The sequence below is a fragment of the Nostoc sp. PCC 7524 genome, from assembly GCF_000316645.1.
Lineage (GTDB): Bacteria > Cyanobacteriota > Cyanobacteriia > Cyanobacteriales > Nostocaceae > Trichormus.
In genome coordinates, this window is the sequence record NC_019684.1 from 6,517,649 (window position 1) to 6,536,745 (window position 19,097).

Genomic DNA, 19,097 nt, shown 5'->3' on the forward strand with positions numbered 1-19,097 from the left:
ACTATACTTATACCGAAATTCGATTTTTAAGAGGATTTACGTAGTCACAATTAATGGTTATGCGATCGCTATTAATATATCAATGCCAGGCAGAGACTTGAGCGATCGCCTAGACATATACTGTGGGTTAAGTATGATTAAGCCCTTAAGTATCTTCACCAAACTATTTAGCTATTCTTTATCAATAATTCACATAAGCTTTGCGGCTGACTCAGTATAATTTCATATGGTTAAGCGCAAACTAACACTAATTTTTATTTGTACCCATATAAATACGGAAAGCTGATTACATCACTTTTACGGATTTACATGGCTTTTTGTCATCAACGTTGATTCACCATTGACAAATAGTAATGATTGGCGGCATTCACACCATCAATCAAACAGTACCTCAGAAAAAGTGTAAATGCTGCCTCATTGTGATGTAACTAGCTTAGAGGGTGAGAATCCCCAATGTATACCGAAATTAACGTTTTTGACCTTGCGCCATCTCCAGTCTTAGCGCCATCTCCATTAGCGTCACCAGAGCAATTGGGAAGATTTGATGGGATGGAAGAACTAAATATTCCGGTAATTACACCCACCCCCCTATCACCAGATTTCAGCATCGCCATCAAGAGTCAAACCTTACTGGTAGAACCATCAGTTAACGAAATTATCGGTACAGGTGGACGAGATATTTTAACAGGGACAGCATTAAGCGATCGCATCATTGGGGGTTTTGGTGCAGATATCATTACAGGTGGTAGTAGTGCTGATATATTCGTTTACCAAAGCATCAGGGATGCAGGCGATATTATCAAAGACTTTGAACTACGCCAGGATGTGATTGACCTGAGTGTAGTATTGACAAGTGTTGGCTATCAAGGATTTAATCCCATTGCCGATGGATATATCCAATTCGGCACATACACAGGTGGTACAATCATTCTCCTCGATAGTGATGGTAAAGGATCTCTAGCCGCCAGACCATATATATATGTAGAAAATGTTACGCCAAATGACTTAAGCAGCTACCCCAATCACTTCATTCCCAATCCAGGAGAACCGCCACAGATAGAAGCCAGCTTAGTCAATGATACAGGAGTAAGTCCCAGCGATCGCCTCACCTTTGACCCAACAATTAACGGTAAAGTAACTGCAACCAGCAATCTCGTCAGTCTCAAAGCTGGGTTAAATAATCAACCAGTCACGGTAGATATTTTCGACACCCTCAATTCAGATGGCGGTTTTAGTCTGACTTCTGCACAGTTAAGACAAATTAACGGCGGTAGTCTCAATGATGGTGCATACACGTTAAAACTGCAAGCCCAAGATATTAAAGGCAATATTTCCAATGTCTACAGCTTTGACTTTGTACTAGACACAACCGCACCAATTTTAGATTTGCAACTTGACCCGAACTTTGATTCTGCCCCAGTGGGTGATTTGCAAACCACATTTGAGAAAGTCAATTTGCTAGGGACAACAGAAGCTAATTTAACTGTATCCTTGCAACCTACGGGAGTGAGCAGCACTACCAATGATTTAGGAGAGTTTACCTTTGCTAATATCTCACTGAGTCAGGGAAGTAATCTGTTTACTGTAGTGGCGACAGATTTAGCAGGAAATCGAGGAGAATTTAGTCAAACATTCCAACGCCTCACTCCACAAGTCAACGCCGCACCGACAAATTTGAATCTGACTCCAGCGAGTAGTGCCGAGAATGTTCCAGATAATAGCATCATTGGTACATTCACCACTACAGATCCAGATGCTGGTGATATTCACACTTACACCTTAGTTACTGGTGAAGGTGACACAGATAATACTGCATTTACCATAGTTGATAACGAACTCAGAATTAATGAATCGCCGGATTTTGAAACGAAGTCTGTTTACAGTATCCGTGTAAAAACCACAGATGCTGGGGGATTGTTCTTTGAGAAGATTTTTAATATTGATATTACAAATGTCAATGAAGCACCTGTAATTGCTCTTCCCCAAGCGCAATTTGTGGCAGAGAATACTGATTTAATCATTACTGGTATCAGTATCAGCGATGTTGATGCTGGTGGTGGAGAGTTACAAGTAACTGTGACTGCAAATCAGGGGGTATTAACTCTTAGTCAAACCACTGGACTTACTTTTACCGCAGGAGATGGTAACGCTGACAGTAACGTTACTTTCACCGGGACTCTCACCGCAATTAACCAAGCAATAGCGGGTTTAACTTATCGTGGCAATCCCAATTTTAGTGGTAACGATACCATTACCTTCACGGTAAATGATTTAGGTAATAGCGGTAGTGGTGGTGCTTTAACTACTAATAACAACTTACAAGTGATAGTTAATTCCTCTGGAATTGTGCTACGAGAAGATAACTTCTTCTTAAGGAATTACGAGCAAATCATCACCATCCCTGATACCACATCAGTTCTCAGCTTTACTTACAGCGACCTCAATTTTGATACAACAGATCCAGATAGTATAAAAGATGCGTTTGAAGTTGCCTTAGTGGATACACAAGGTAACTCCTTGGTACATACAATTCAAGCTAATCGAGACGCTTTCTTGAATATTACTGAAAGCCAAGGTGTAGCTTTAGCTGCTGGCGCAACTATAGAAGGTCAGACAGTCAAGGTGAATTTAGCAGGATTAGCACCGGGTTCAGCAAAAGTAATTTTCCGGTTAGTCAATAATGATAGTGATACCAATACTACTGTCCGCCTCAGTAATATCCAAATCTCACCAGCAGAGGGAATTACACCTGTTATAGCCACTCCAGAGTTAAGTTTAGCTGCGATCAACGCATCGATTAATTTTCAACTACTCTCAGATGTTACCAGTAGTTTTAGCCCAGAATACCAGCGCACATCATTTAATGAAGATACTAAGCTTTTATATGCTGATATCGCTGTTCGGAATGCAGGTACTTATATAGTTGATGCTCCCTTAGTTGTAGCCATTAAATCCTTAAGTGACCCATCTGTGCAGGTAGTGGGAGCAGATGGACTGACACCAGAAGGCTTGCCATTCTTCAATTTAAGCAATTTAGTGGCTGATGGTAGCCTCGACCCCAACGAACAGACACTAGCTCGGACTATCAGTTTCTTCAATCCACAACAGACACAATTTGACTATGAGTTAGTATTCTTAGGACAGTTAAATATCGCACCAGAGTTTGTCAGTGAACCTGATGTAGAAGCATTGGCGGGTAAAGCTTATGTCTATGAAGCCAAAGCGGAAGATGCCAACAATGACACATTAACTTATTCACTGTTGGTAGCTCCGGAAGGAATGGTAATTGATGGAGCGACAGGAAAGATTAGTTGGACACCTGCGGCTAATGCAGTGGGTAACTATACAGTTACAGTACAAGTAGAAGATGGTCGCGGGGGTGTTGACCAGCAAAATTTTGTGTTGGGTGTAATTGCACCTCCACCTAATCGTTCGCCACTGATTACATCTACTCCTATTGTTGATGCTAAGGTCAATCACGAATATCAGTATCAGGCAGTTGCTACTGACCCAGATGGTGATACTTTAACCTATTCATTGCTGTCTGCACCTGTTGGGATGACAGTTGACTCCAATACAGGGTTAATTCGCTGGCAAGTTCAAAACAACCAGCTAGGTCTTCAAGACGTGCAGTTGCAGGTTGCAGATGGTCGTGGTGGTACAGCATTGCAGATTTATCAAATTCTGTCATTGGCTGAAGTTGGTAATCGCAATCCTATTTTTGTCAGCACACCAGTCACCAACTATAATCTGCCTGGCATTAGTAATTCACCAAGTGGCAACGTTAATCTTAACGGCATTGACCTAACTTTACTTTTAGGCGAAACAGCCACCCAAACCGTTGCTTTAACCTTACCTACAGGGGGTCAATCAACTGGTTCTGCCGATATCGTCTTTGTTGTAGATGAATCGGGTTCAATGGCAGGTGAACACGATTGGCTCGCAGGTATGGTGCAAGACTTAGAAGCCGCTTTGCAAGCCAAAGGCATCAGTTCTAACCGCTATGCTTTAGCTGGTTTTGGTGGAGCTGGGAGTCGTGAACCAGGACACCTCTTTAATATCGGTGGTAATTTCAATCTTTCTCTATCACGTTTTAGTAACCAGTTGTTTGCTAGTTCTAACTTTGGCACAGTAGTACAACCTTTGACAGTGCAACTAGCACATGATGGCAGTTACATTATTGTCATCAATAGTAGTGCTACAGCAGGTTCCGTAAATTACAGCTTCCAAGTAAAAGATACAAGTAGCGCACCAGTAGCAGCAACAGGATGGGGCAGAATAGAAAGCGGGACAATAGCAGCAGGAGAGCAAGTAACTCTGAACCTGACAGCACCAGCAGGACTACCCGTATACTTTGATAGCCAAGACGTAGATAACGACCAAATACAAGTAGAACTAAGAGACAGCAACAACACATTAATCTTCACCACCAACGCCTCCAGCGACAGAGGCATATTCACACTACCAACATCAGGCAACTACACCCTGACAATCAGAGGTACAAATGCTAGCAGCACAGGCGATTATAGTTTCCAACTTTTAGACCTGACAGCCAACACCACAGACCTCAACACCAATCAACAAATCAACGAAACCATAGAAGCATTTGCCACCAAAATCTATCGCTTTAACGGCACACCAGGGCAAAAGCTGTACTACGATGCCTTAGAAAACGACCAAGACCGAGTTAACATCAGAGTCATCATTCCCAGTGGCAACAACATCTTCAGTAGCAACGCTGACAACGACCAGGCAATATTAACACTGACAGAAACAGGGACATATTACCTGTTCATAGAAAACAACGAAGCCAGTAACAGAGACTATAACTTCCAGTTACTAGATGCCGCCACAGCCAATACTCTCGTACTGGATACAACCATCATAGGTAGCCTGGAGCCTGGGAGACAAACCCAACTTTATCAATTGCAAGTCAATGGTGGACAGCGTTTATACTTCGATGATTTAGGCTCAACCACGGGAGCGAGTTGGCAAATTTACAATGCAAATAACCAACAAATCACCAGTGGTGCCATTAACTCAGATAGAGAATTTGTCATTGCCAACACCGGGACATACATCCTGGCACTGCAAGGCAACAGCAATACACCAGTCAACTACAACTTCCGGTTAGTGGATGCCTCGACTAGCACTACAACATTGAGTTTAGGGACTGTCATTAATGGCAGCATTGCCAAACCAGGGGAGCAGGATGAATTCACCTTCACTGGTACAGTCGGGCAGAGATTGTACTACGATGCACTGGGAAATCTTGCTGGCATCACCGCACAGTTAATTAGTCCCAGTGGTACCAATGTCTTTAGTACCAGTGCCAACAGTGACACTAGCCTGTTCACACTTACAGAAGCCGGAACTTATCGATTAGTTTTAGATGGCAATAGTGCCAGCACTGGTGATTACAACTTCCAGTTACTAGATGCTGCCACTGCTAATAGTCTCGTACTGGATACAGCAATTACAGGTAGCCTTGACTCTGGTAGAAACACTCAACTCTATCAATTGCAAGTCAATGGTGGACAGCGTTTATACTTCGATGACTTAGGCTCAACCACAGGAGCGAGTTGGCGGATTTACGGTGCAGCTAACCAACAAATCTCCACAGGTCCAGTTAACTCGGATAGAGAATTTGTCATCGCCAATGCCGGGACATACATCCTGGCACTACAAGGCAACAGCAATACACCAGTTAACTACAACTTCAGTTTAGTGGATGCCTCTACTAGCACCACAGCATTGAGTTTGGGAACTGTCATTAATGGCAGCATCGCCAAACTAGGGGAGCAGGATGAATTTACCTTTACTGGTACAGTCGGGCAGAGATTGTACTACGATGCACTGGGAAATCTTGCTGGCATCACCGCACAGTTAATTAGTCCCAGTGGTACCAGTGTCTTTAGCACCAGTGCCAATAGTGATACTAACCTGTTCACACTTACAGAAGCAGGAAATTATCGATTAGTTTTAGATGGCAATAGTGCCAACACTGGTGATTACAGCTTCCAGTTATTAGATGCTGCCACAGCTAATAGTCTCGTACTGGATACAAGTATCATAGGTAGCCTTGACATTGGTAGAAACACTCAACTCTACCAATTCTCAGTCAATGGCGGACAGCGTTTATACTTCGATGGTTTAGGCTCCACCACGGGAGCGAGTTGGCGGATTTACGGTGGAGCCAACCAACAAATCACCAGTGGTTCTATTAACTCAGACAACGAATTTGTCATTGCCAACACCGGGACATACATCCTGGCACTGCAAGGTAACAGTAATACACCAGTCAACTACAACTTCAGTTTAGTGGATGCGGCTACTAGCACCACAGCATTAAGTTTAGGGACTGTCATTAATGGCAGCATTGCCAAACCAGGGGAGCAGGATGAATTCACCTTTACTGGTACAGTCGGACAGAGATTGTACTACGATGCACTGGGAAATGTCGGTGGTATCACCGCACAGTTAATTAGTCCCAGTGGTGCGAATGTCTTTAGTGGCAATGCCAACAGTGACAGTAGCCTCATCACCCTTACAGAAGCAGGAACTTATCGTTTAGTTTTAGATGGCAATAGTGGTAACACTGGTGATTACAACTTCCAGTTATTAGATGCTGCCACAGCTAATAGTCTCGTACTGGATACAAATATCATAGGTGGCCTTGACCCTGGTAGACAAACCCAACTCTATCGTTTTGAGGGAATATTTGGACAGCGTTTATTATTTGATTCATTAGCCAGCGTCTCAGGTAGCAATTGGATTCTCTATGGGTTGGGAAATCAGGCGATCGCTAACAGTTCTCTCAGTGTAGACTTACAAGTATTGCTACCTGTGAGTGGGACTTACTTGTTAGCAGTACAAGGCAATAGCACCACTCCTGTAAATTACAGCTTCCAAGTAAAAGATACAAGTAGCGCACCAGTAGCAGCAACAGGATGGGGCAGAATAGAAAGCGGGACAATAGCAGCAGGAGAGCAAGTAACTCTGAACCTGACAGCACCAGCAGGACTACCCGTATACTTTGATAGCCAAGACGTAGATAACGACCAAATACAAGTAGAACTAAGAGACAGCAACAACACATTAATCTTCACCACCAACGCCTCCAACGACAGAGGCATATTCACACTACCAACATCAGGCAACTACACCCTGACAATCAGAGGTACAAATGCTAGCAGCACAGGCGATTATAGTTTCCAACTTTTAGACCTGACAGCCAACACCACAGACCTCAACACCAATCAACAAATCAACGAAACCATAGAAGCATTTGCCACCAAAATCTATCGCTTTAACGGCACACCAGGGCAAAAGCTGTACTACGATGCCTTAGAAAACGACCAAGACCGAGTTAACATCAGAGTCATCATTCCCAGTGGCAACAACATCTTCAGTAGCAACGCTGACAACGACCAGGCAATATTAACACTGACAGAAACAGGGACATATTACCTGTTCATAGAAAACAACGAAGCCAGTAACAGAGACTATAACTTCCAGTTACTAGATGCCGCCACAGCCAATACTCTCGTACTGGATACAACCATCATAGGTAGCCTGGAGCCTGGGAGACAAACCCAACTTTATCAATTGCAAGTCAATGGTGGACAGCGTTTATACTTCGATGATTTAGGCTCAACCACGGGAGCGAGTTGGCAAATTTACAATGCAAATAACCAACAAATCACCAGTGGTGCCATTAACTCAGATAGAGAATTTGTCATTGCCAACACCGGGACATACATCCTGGCACTGCAAGGCAACAGCAATACACCAGTCAACTACAACTTCCGGTTAGTGGATGCCTCGACTAGCACTACAACATTGAGTTTAGGGACTGTCATTAATGGCAGCATTGCCAAACCAGGGGAGCAGGATGAATTCACCTTCACTGGTACAGTCGGGCAGAGATTGTACTACGATGCACTGGGAAATCTTGCTGGCATCACCGCACAGTTAATTAGTCCCAGTGGTACCAATGTCTTTAGTACCAGTGCCAACAGTGACACTAGCCTGTTCACACTTACAGAAGCCGGAACTTATCGATTAGTTTTAGATGGCAATAGTGCCAGCACTGGTGATTACAACTTCCAGTTACTAGATGCTGCCACTGCTAATAGTCTCGTACTGGATACAGCAATTACAGGTAGCCTTGACTCTGGTAGAAACACTCAACTCTATCAATTGCAAGTCAATGGTGGACAGCGTTTATACTTCGATGACTTAGGCTCAACCACAGGAGCGAGTTGGCGGATTTACGGTGCAGCTAACCAACAAATCTCCACAGGTCCAGTTAACTCGGATAGAGAATTTGTCATCGCCAATGCCGGGACATACATCCTGGCACTACAAGGCAACAGCAATACACCAGTTAACTACAACTTCAGTTTAGTGGATGCCTCTACTAGCACCACAGCATTGAGTTTGGGAACTGTCATTAATGGCAGCATCGCCAAACTAGGGGAGCAGGATGAATTTACCTTTACTGGTACAGTCGGGCAGAGATTGTACTACGATGCACTGGGAAATCTTGCTGGCATCACCGCACAGTTAATTAGTCCCAGTGGTACCAGTGTCTTTAGCACCAGTGCCAATAGTGATACTAACCTGTTCACACTTACAGAAGCAGGAAATTATCGATTAGTTTTAGATGGCAATAGTGCCAACACTGGTGATTACAGCTTCCAGTTATTAGATGCTGCCACAGCTAATAGTCTCGTACTGGATACAAGTATCATAGGTAGCCTTGACATTGGTAGAAACACTCAACTCTACCAATTCTCAGTCAATGGCGGACAGCGTTTATACTTCGATGGTTTAGGCTCCACCACGGGAGCGAGTTGGCGGATTTACGGTGGAGCCAACCAACAAATCACCAGTGGTTCTATTAACTCAGACAACGAATTTGTCATTGCCAACACCGGGACATACATCCTGGCACTGCAAGGTAACAGTAATACACCAGTCAACTACAACTTCAGTTTAGTGGATGCGGCTACTAGCACCACAGCATTAAGTTTAGGGACTGTCATTAATGGCAGCATTGCCAAACCAGGGGAGCAGGATGAATTTACCTTTACTGGTACGGTCGGGCAACAAATATACTATGACTCACTAGGAGCTATTTCTGGCAACCTTAATACAAAGCTCATTAGTCCAAGTGGCAACACAATTTTTGATATTCGTACCCAAGACGATCGCGGGCCATTCTACCTCACAGAGACAGGCACTTATCGCTTAGTTGTTGATGGCATTGGTGCAGCTACAGCAGACTACAAATTCCAAGTCCTTGATGTGGGTGCTGCACCAACATTATCTACAGACATTATCACAACTGGTAGCCTCGACTCTCCCCAGGCAGTGAGTCTCTACCGTTTACCAGGAATAGCTGGACAGAGGTTATCTTTTGCACCTACCAGCGACTTTTTCTTTGCTGATGCCGCAACTTTCGCAGAATCAACAACAATTTTACAAACATCAGGTGGTACAGAAGACGGCTATGACGGTATCGATGCAGCATTGAACGGTCTTTCGTTCCGTCCTGGTGCAGCCGTTAATTTCATTTTAGTCACAGATGAAGACAGAGATAATACTGATCCAAGTTTGACCTTTAGTAGCATTCTTAATGCCCTCAGTAACCAGCAGGCTCTTTTAAATGCGGTGATCAATGGTAATTTCCGCAACACTAACAATCAAACTGTACTGGGAGTTGATTCTGCCAGCCAAGCTTATCTGGCCAATGGAACTGGAGGATATACTATAACTGCTATTGGCTCTGTAGTTGGAGATGGGAATACGAAACCTGACTACATTGACCTAGCTTTGGCAACTGGGGGTGCAGCATGGGACTTAAATCAGCTGCGGAGTGGTGGACTAACAGCAACTTCTTTCACACAAGCCTTTGTTGATATTAAAGCTAGGGAGATTCTAGAACAGTTACCAATTACTGTCATTGCCTCAGACCCAACAGTATCTTTCGAGAATTTAACTGGTGCTATCTCTGGTATCGGTGCAGGTCAGACAGCTACTTTTAATACCAAGTTGACAGGAGATGGCATTGCTCGCAGTTTCGATTTGTTGTTTGTTCGTCCAGAAAGCGGCACCATTCTTGGCTCAATTCCTGTAACTATTAACAATAATTATTTTTATCTTGCCCAAGCCGTTGACCCAGATAATGACACGTTAACTTATAGTCTCCGCCAAGGACCCACGGGTGCAACCATTGATGCCAATACAGGTAGGATTCACTGGCAACCTGCTCAAGGAGGAGACTATCAATTCAGCATAGAAGTTGATGACGGTCGGGGTGGACGCTCTACACAAGATTACATTGTCACCGTTAAAACAGGTCAACCAAACACAGCTCCAACAATTACTTCTACTGCCGTTACTACAACCGCCATTGGTCGTCCCTACACATACGCTGTTCAAGCAACTGACCCGGATGATGATACCCTAGCGTACTACCTCAGTGAAGCCCCAGAAGGGTTAACAATTGACCGTACTACTGGTGTAGTTACGTGGACACCTACTCAAGCACAATTAGGCAACCAAAGCGTTAAGCTGCGTGTCCTGGATGGGCGAGGTGGGGAAGCAAATCAGTCTTTCACCCTGGCTGTGACACCGGATGTTAACAATCAAGCGCCTGTCATCCAGACAACACCTGTCACTCAAGTTATTGCAGGGGAAGTCTATCGTTACAATGTCAACGCAACAGATGGCAACGGAGACCCAATTACCTTTGACTTGCCCTTAAAGCCAGAGGGTATGACCATCGATGCTACAACAGGGTCTATACTCTGGCAACCAACCGCCGCACAAGTAGGCAACCATACAATTGTCTTACGAGCCAGGGATGGCTATGGTGGACTTGACTTACAAGCCTTTGACATCACTGTAGTATCGCTGAATAACGCTCCAACGATTACATCTTCTCCAGTTCTGGAAGCTGTTGCTGGATTACCTTACCAGTATCAAATCCGCGCTCAAGATGCGGATGGAGACGCGATCGCCTTCCGCTTAGATACAGCAATTACTGGTCTTAATATCGACTCTAATAGTGGTGTAATTACTTGGACACCACTTAACTCTCAAATTGGTCAACAAACTGTCCAAATCACCGCCAGCGATGGTAAGGGTGGAGAAGCAACTCAAACCTTTGATATTCAGGTTGTAGCTAGTGCTACTAATGCTGCACCAGAAATTACCTCAACACCCAGAACTACTATCCCCTTGGGAAGCAATTATTTGTACAGTGTTGCAGTTTCAGACCCCAACGGCGACCCCCTCACCTTTAGCCTCAGCAATGCCCCCGCAGGGATGACAATTGATCAGCAAGGATTAATCAGTTGGCAACCCCAGCCCAACCAGTTAGGGGTCAACCCCGTCAAGATGACTGTGAGTGATGGCCGGGGTGGAGTAGCTACCCAAGAATTTGCGATCGCTGTTGTCGGTCAATTCACACCTCAAACTAATCAATCACCTCAAATTATTTCCACGCCAACGTTAACAGCCACAGCTAATCAAAGTTATGAATACAACCTCTCTGGCAGTGACCCCGATGGCGATTTGCTAGTTTGGGATTTAGCAACCAAACCAGAGGGAATGTCCATTGATGCCACTACGGGCAGGATTCGTTGGCAGCCCCAATTAAGCCAAATCGGCCAGCATGAGGTTGTAGTGCAACTGGTAGATAGCTTTGGTGGTTTGGCTACGCAAACATTCACCTTGGCAGTACGGGGAATCAACACGCCTCCTGTGATTACTTCCACCCCCATCACCACAGCCGCCGTTAACCAACTTTATACCTACACTCTACAAGCCCAAGATGCCACAGGCGATCCTTTAAATTTCGAGTTACTGGCAGCACCCCAGGGAATGGTGATTGACCGTCAACGTGGTTTACTCCAGTGGATTCCCACCCCAGGACAAATTGGGCAACAAACAGTTACCTTAGCTGTCAGCGATTCCCAAGGAGCTGTAACTACCCAGCAGTATCAGATAGTAGTTGCCGCAGCCACCATTAATAATCCTCCCAAAATTACCTCGACACCGACATTTGCTGCCCCATCTGGACAAGTTTATCGATATGCCGTCACAGCCAGTGATCCTGATGGCGATCGCCTCACCTATCAATTGCTGAAAGCCCCGACTGGCATGACAATTGATGCTGAGACGGGATTGTTAACTTGGACACCAACTAATGCTCAAGTCGGTATCAATGCCATCCAAATTGCCGCCGTAGATCCCACAGGTGCAGCCGCCCTCCAGTCCTACTCCTTGGCAGTTCAAATCAACAATTCCCCTGTCATTACCTCCCGTCCTGTAGAGTCAGTCACCGCCGGGGCTACCTATCGCTACGACCTCAAAGCCAATGACCCTGACCGCCATCCCCTCACCTTTACCTTAACCGAGAGTCCAGAGGGCATGACCATAGATAATTTCGGGCGGATTACTTGGTCTGCGCCCCCAAATGCTCAAGGTACTTACCGCGTGCAAGTCAATGTCAGCGATAACTTTGGCGCTAGTACCACTCAAGCCTACGATTTAGCCGTTGTACGTGACGAACAAGCACCCCTAGTTAATCTCACCCTCAGTTCCACACCAGTAAGAGTGGGTCAACCACTGACAGTCTTAGTAGCTGCCAGTGATAACGTTGGAGTAACAGGGCTGAACTTAACCGTCAATGGTACTGCCATCGCTTTAGACGCACAAGGACGAGGGACAATTACCCTCAATCAAGTCGGAGAATTTGCCGCGATCGCTCAAGCTAGTGATGCCTCTGGTAATCTAGGTTCAGCCAATGTTTCATTCCTGGTAATTGACCCCAATGATCGCGAAGCACCGCAACTATCACTAACGGGAATTACCAATGGTCAAGAGATCACTGTACCTACTGCCATTAAGGGTGCGATCGCCGATAATAATCTGCTATCCTACACCCTCGCGATCGCCCCAGTCTCCGGTGGTACCTTTAGAGAAATCGCCCGTGGCACTCAACCAGCCGCAGATGGCACACTAGGCATTCTCGACCCCACGATTCTGGCTAATGACTCTTACATTTTGCGCTTGTCAGCCACAGATGCTGGTGGTAATCGCTCCACTTTGGATACTACTGTTGATGTTGCCGGTCAACTCAAACTCGGTAACTTCCAACTCTCCTTTACTGATTTAGAGATTCCTGTCTCTGGTATCCCCATTACCCTGACGCGCACCTATGACACCTTAACTACTAATACCAAAAATGACTTCGGTTACGGTTGGCGCATGACATTCCGCGATGCTGATGTCCGAACTAATCTGCGCCCAGACGAAATCTACCGTGAGATAGGCTACCGTACTGTAGGCTTTGAGATTGGTACTCAAGTTTACATTACATTGCCTAACGGTCAGCGTGAGAAGTTTCTCTTTAGACCTACTCCTTTCCTTCTGCCTGGTTTATACAGACCAGCTTTTGTGGCTACTGATCCAGGAGTCACTAGCACCTTAACAGTAGACTCAACAATATTAGTGGGAGCATCTGGGCAGTTTTACGGTTTTTATGGCGGTGCTTACCATCCGGCTAATTTTGGTGGTTACTACCGACTGACTACCAAAGAGGGAATTGTCTATGAAATTAATGCCGAGACAGGAAAGATAGATACTATTACCAATCGCAACGGCGATCAACTCACCTTTACACAAGCTGGAATTACTAGCAGTTCCGGTCAAAAAGTCACCTTTGGTCGAGATGCTCAAGGTAGAATTACTACGGTTACTGACCCAACAGGTAATCAGATTCGCTACGAATACGATCGCATAGGTAATTTAATCAGTGTTACTGACGGTACAGGTGATAAAACACGATTTGAATACAACAATCAACAAGTCCATTACCTAGAAAAAGTTATCGATCCCCTCAACCGCCCCATTGCTAGGACAGAATACAATGCAGACGGGCGTTTAGCGCAAATACTCAACTTTAACGGTGAAAGTTTTAGATTTACCTATGACCCAGAAAATTTAGTGCAGACAATCCGGGATGCTCTAGGTAATCCTACCATCTTGGAATATGACAGTCGTGGCAATGTGATCACACAAATCAATGCCCTGGGTGGTGTCACTCGCAAGAGTTTTGATGCTAACGATAATATTCTCAGTGAAACTAATCCTGAAGGGGAAACCACAACTTATACCTATGACAGAAATGGTAATAAGCTCACAGAAACAGATGCTTTAGGCAATACCATTCGTTACACATACAACAATAACAGTCGTCCCCTGACGGTAGTTGATGCTGTAGGCAATAGCACCACTTACACTTACAATGCTCAAGGCAACTTAACCACAACTCAAGATGGCAATGGAGCGATTACCCGCTACAGTTATGACGCTCGCGGTAGAATCATTTCCAGTACAGATAATGCTGGTAATATTATTGAGTATGGTTATGATAATTTTGGCAGATTGACCAGCCAGATTAATGCCCTTGGTCATACCACTACTTATACTTACGATGCCAACGGTAATCTCTTAACCGAAACCAAAACCCAGACTACTCCCACAGGTACGCGCAATCTGGTAACAACTAACACTTATGATGCCGCAGGTCGGTTGATTGCCGAAACCAATCCAGAAAATCAAGTCACGCGCTACGAATATGATAGTTTTGGTAATTTCGTAGCGATGATTGATCCTTTAGGACGGAGGACAGAATATCGCTACGATGCTCAAGGACGATTAATTGAAACTATTTACCCAGATAGCACACCAGCCGACCTCAGCGATAATCCCAGGATGCTGTCTGCCTATGATGCCTTGGGTCGGGAAGTTGCCAGAACTGACCGCGCTGGTCGGACAACTTATTACGTCTATGATGCCCTAGGAAGGTTAATTGAAACCATTTACCCAGATGGTACACCCGATGACCTCAGTGATAATCCCCGAACTAAGAGCGAATATGACAAAGCCGGACGGGAAATTGCTCGGATCAATGAGTTAGGCGATCGCACAGAATTTACCTATGATGATGCTGGTCGTCGAGTGCAAATCAAGGATGCTCTGGGTAACTTACAACGTTATGTTTATGATGCCGCCGGGCGGAAAACTGCGGAAATTGATGCCCTAGGACGCACCACTCGTTATGTTTACGATGCCCTAGGACGACATATCCAAACCATTTACGCTAACGCTACTCAATCTACCTTCACTTACGATGCTGTCGGTAACTTGATCGCCATCAAAGATCCCGCCGGTAACACCACCCGTTACGAGTATGATGCCCTTAAGCGAACCACAGCAGTAATCAATGCCTTAGATCAACGTACCAGTTATACCTATGATGAAATTGGCAATCTTACCCAGATCAAAGATGCCAAGAATCAGCTTACCCGCTTGGAGTATGACGGCATCGGTCAAAAAATAGCCACCGTTTTACCCTTGGGTCAGCGTGAAACCTTTGTCTACGATGCCGTGGGTAATCTGCAACGCCAGACCACCTTTAATGGCGAGACAATCACTTATACCTACGACACTAATAATTGGTTAATTCGCAAAAATCTAGGGGAAACTACCACCGTCAACTATACTTATACTCCCACAGGAGAAGTATCTAGTATTACAGACGGTCGGGGAACTACTACTTACAGTTATGATCCGCGAAATCGCTTAGTCCAACTGACCGAAACGGATGGGCGAACCCTAATCTACACCTACGACTCTGTAGGAAACCGCACCTCAATTCAAACACCCTCTGGTAAAACTACTTATACTTATGATGCCCTGCATCGATTGCAAACCGTTACCGATGCTGGTGGCAATTTCACTCAGTACACCTATGATGCTGTCGGCAACTTGACCCGCACCATCCTACCAAATAACCTGGTAGAAACCAGACAATATGACCAGCTTAATCGTTTAATTAACTTAACCCAGACCAGACCAGATAATACGGTAATTGCCAGCTACAACTATACTTTAGATGCCGTGGGTAATCGGGTGAGTGTTACCGAAGGCAATGGACGCAGAGTTAACTACAGCTATGATGCTCTTTATCGCTTAACTAGAGAAGCTATTACCGATACCATCCCAGGCGATGGCGTTCCGCCCACCGTAGGCGATCGCACTATCAGTTATACTTACGATGCCGTTGGTAATCGCCTCAGCCGTAATGATTCCCTAGAAGGCAATACGACTTATACCTACGATGGCAATAATCGACTGCTGCAAGCTGCCCTAGGCAACCAAACTACACTTTACACCTATGACAATAATGGCAATCTCTTAAGGCAGACGCAAGGAACAAATCAAACTCGATATACTTGGAGTCCAGAAAATCGGTTACTTTCAGCTGAGATCATCAATGCTAACGGTACTAGCCAAGTTCAGTATAAGTACAACGACCAAGGTATTCGCGTCGCCACCATAGTCAACGGACAAGAAACTCGTTACCTGATTGATGTCACTCAACCCTATGCTCAGGTAATCGAAGAATATACACCTGATGGCGTGGTTGCTAAATCCTATGTCTACGGTCGAGATTTAATCTCGCAACTGCAAAATGGACAGCAGTTTGTGCATTTAGGTGATGGCTTAGGTAGCACCAGAATGTTAACTGATGCTAGTGGTAATGTGACTGACCGCTACATCTATGATGCCTATGGGCAAATAATTAGTCAAATAGGCAGCACTGACAATACTTATTTATTTGCAGGTGAACAAAGAGATAGCAATCTGGATTTAGATTACCTACGGGCTAGATACTACGACTTCCGAAGTGGGCGATTTATTTCCGCAGACCCATTTGAAGGGTTCCTGAATGATCCCATGTCCCTGCATAAGTACCAGTACGCTCATGCCAACCCTGTCAATTTTACTGATCCTAGTGGGTTAGTCACGCTACAAGATGGGATTTTAGTTCATGCAATCCTGGGTCGTCATTTTGTGTTAGGTGATCCTGCCAATCGTGTAACTGATATCTCAATTGCCAAAATTAGCCAAGAGACAGGCAGTTATATCAGAGGTGCAACTGGTAATCGCTGGCGACCGGATTTAACTGATTTTGGAGTTAGACAAATCTACGAAATCAAACCTGATGGCAGATTTAGTGAGGGAGTTGCTCAATTGAATCGATACTTAACTTTAGGTGCAGGGTTGATAGGTCAAGGTTGGACTGTGGGAACAGCCGCCAACTATATGCCACTGCCAATGTTTGTGATTCCACCCATCAAAATTGTTCGGGTTGATCCTCCTGTGCAGGGAGTTATTATCTACCACCTGACCGACTATACAGGGGTGATTATAGCAGCCACAGTATTGGTTCTCGCAATTCGATTTGTGCCTCTGCCTAGCTTTAGCTTTGGATTTGGTCTCGCATTGGCTTTTTAGCCTCTAGCCTCCTGCAAGATACGCACTACTTCAGCGTGATCATTTTGCTGTGCAAACTCTAAAGCATCCCATCCCTGATGGTCACGCCGCTTGACATCTGCACCTCTAGCAATTAAGATTTCCACGATTTCCCCATATCCCATTGATGCTGCACGCATCAGAGGGGTAATTCCTCCACCCATATCTAAATCTACTGTCGCCCCGGCATCTAATAAAGCTTGGACAACCCCAACATATCCACCAGAAACGGCGGGAATGATGGCACTGTAACGTCCTGCGTTCACTCTCGCCCCGGCTTGCAACAAGCGGATCACAACTGGTAGATGTCCACCTTCAGCCGCACACCATAGGGGAGGAATTGTACTTTGTGTATTGGGAATAAATGCACCTAAACCTTGGGAAAAGGAACGTAATAGTGCCGCCATAGATGTTTCTTCTCGATTAGTCTCAACACCTGAGTCAGAATTAACCACAGCACCAGCTTGTATTAAAGCTTCCACCACATTTAAATTGCCTTGAGATGCGGCTAAGGACAAAGCTGTGGCGTGTCCCTGTTGATTTCTGGTATTGACATTAGCACCAGACGTAATCAAAGCCTGCACTTGACTCAAGTCTCCTTGAGTAACCGCTTTAATTAGACGAGCATCAACCAAGGCAGAGTCTTGATTTGTATCTCTTGTTAATAGCTGTACGATTTCTTCATGACCATTTTCGGCGGCTAACTGTATAGCTGTTTGTCCTTTTTGGTTACGCAGGTGAATATCTGCACCAGCCTCTAGTAATACTTTGACAATTTCCAGATGTCCTGCGGCGGCGGCGGCGATAAGGGGTGTATTAGCAGTAGAATTTGCTGGATTAACTTGAGCATGGGCGGCAATTAAAGCTTGTACTATGGGAAGATGACCTCTAGCGGCAGCATAGGTAATGGCTGATAAACCTAATTCATCTAGCAAATTGGGGTCACATCCTGCACCTAATAAAGTTTGTAGCTGTATTAAATCCCCAGTTTTGGCACTCCAGAAAAATTGCTCAGGTTGAATTTCTGGCAATGCCAATTCTTGGTGAGATACTAATTGAAATTCATTCCTGAGTTCTGCTTGTTCACTAAAATCAGTAAAACCTAGACAAACACGGGCTTCATCTATGCCCAGAAGTTGTGCTAAATCTGCCAGCCTGTCTTCTGCAAAAGTGTATCGACTTTGCAGAATGTGAGCGATCGCCTCTATACTTGTACCTGGTTGACAGTAGGACAATAATACTTCAGGTTGTCCTTTCAGCTGTTCTTTCCTGGTTAAATCACTAATTCCAAAATAATCAGGGAAAGAATTATATTCATCTAGACGCTGACCGTGACTATACAGTATGTATTTCAGTACGTCACTATCATGAACCAAAAAGACAAATACAGCAGTAGCTAAATCAGTGGAGATTTGACAAGCAAGTTGATGTAACTTTTGCTCATCTTGAGTTTCTGAACTTTCATCATATACTGTCACCCAACTTTGTTTCTGGAATGAAACATAAGCACGAGTTTCTATTACATCTGGCAATACCTGAGTAATATTACTAGGCACAGCATTCCACAAATGATAATTAACAAAAAAGTTACCCATTTCAGGTAATAATTATTTTGATACTGCACATTATATGCGGACTGCTATAGTTATGCTTCCCCAATATCTTCTAGTTTCTTAATCTGGTTCTTCGCTAAAAAA

Annotated in this window: 2 protein-coding genes; one reads left to right on the plus strand and one right to left on the minus strand. The window is 44.7% G+C overall.

The genetic code is table 11. The features are described 5' to 3' along the window. Nucleotides 1–453: 453 nt before the first annotated feature. Complete coding sequence (locus tag NOS7524_RS26700) at nucleotides 454–17,382, plus strand: putative Ig domain-containing protein (protein WP_015141599.1); 16,929 nt, start codon at nucleotides 454–456, stop codon at nucleotides 17,380–17,382. Here NOS7524_RS26700 and NOS7524_RS26705 read toward each other — a convergent pair. Next, nucleotides 17,379–18,995, minus strand: a complete 1,617-nt coding sequence (locus NOS7524_RS26705; protein WP_015141600.1) for an ankyrin repeat domain-containing protein — start codon at nucleotides 18,993–18,995, stop codon at nucleotides 17,379–17,381. The genes NOS7524_RS26700 and NOS7524_RS26705 overlap by 4 nt on opposite strands. Nucleotides 18,996–19,097 lie beyond the last annotated feature (102 nt).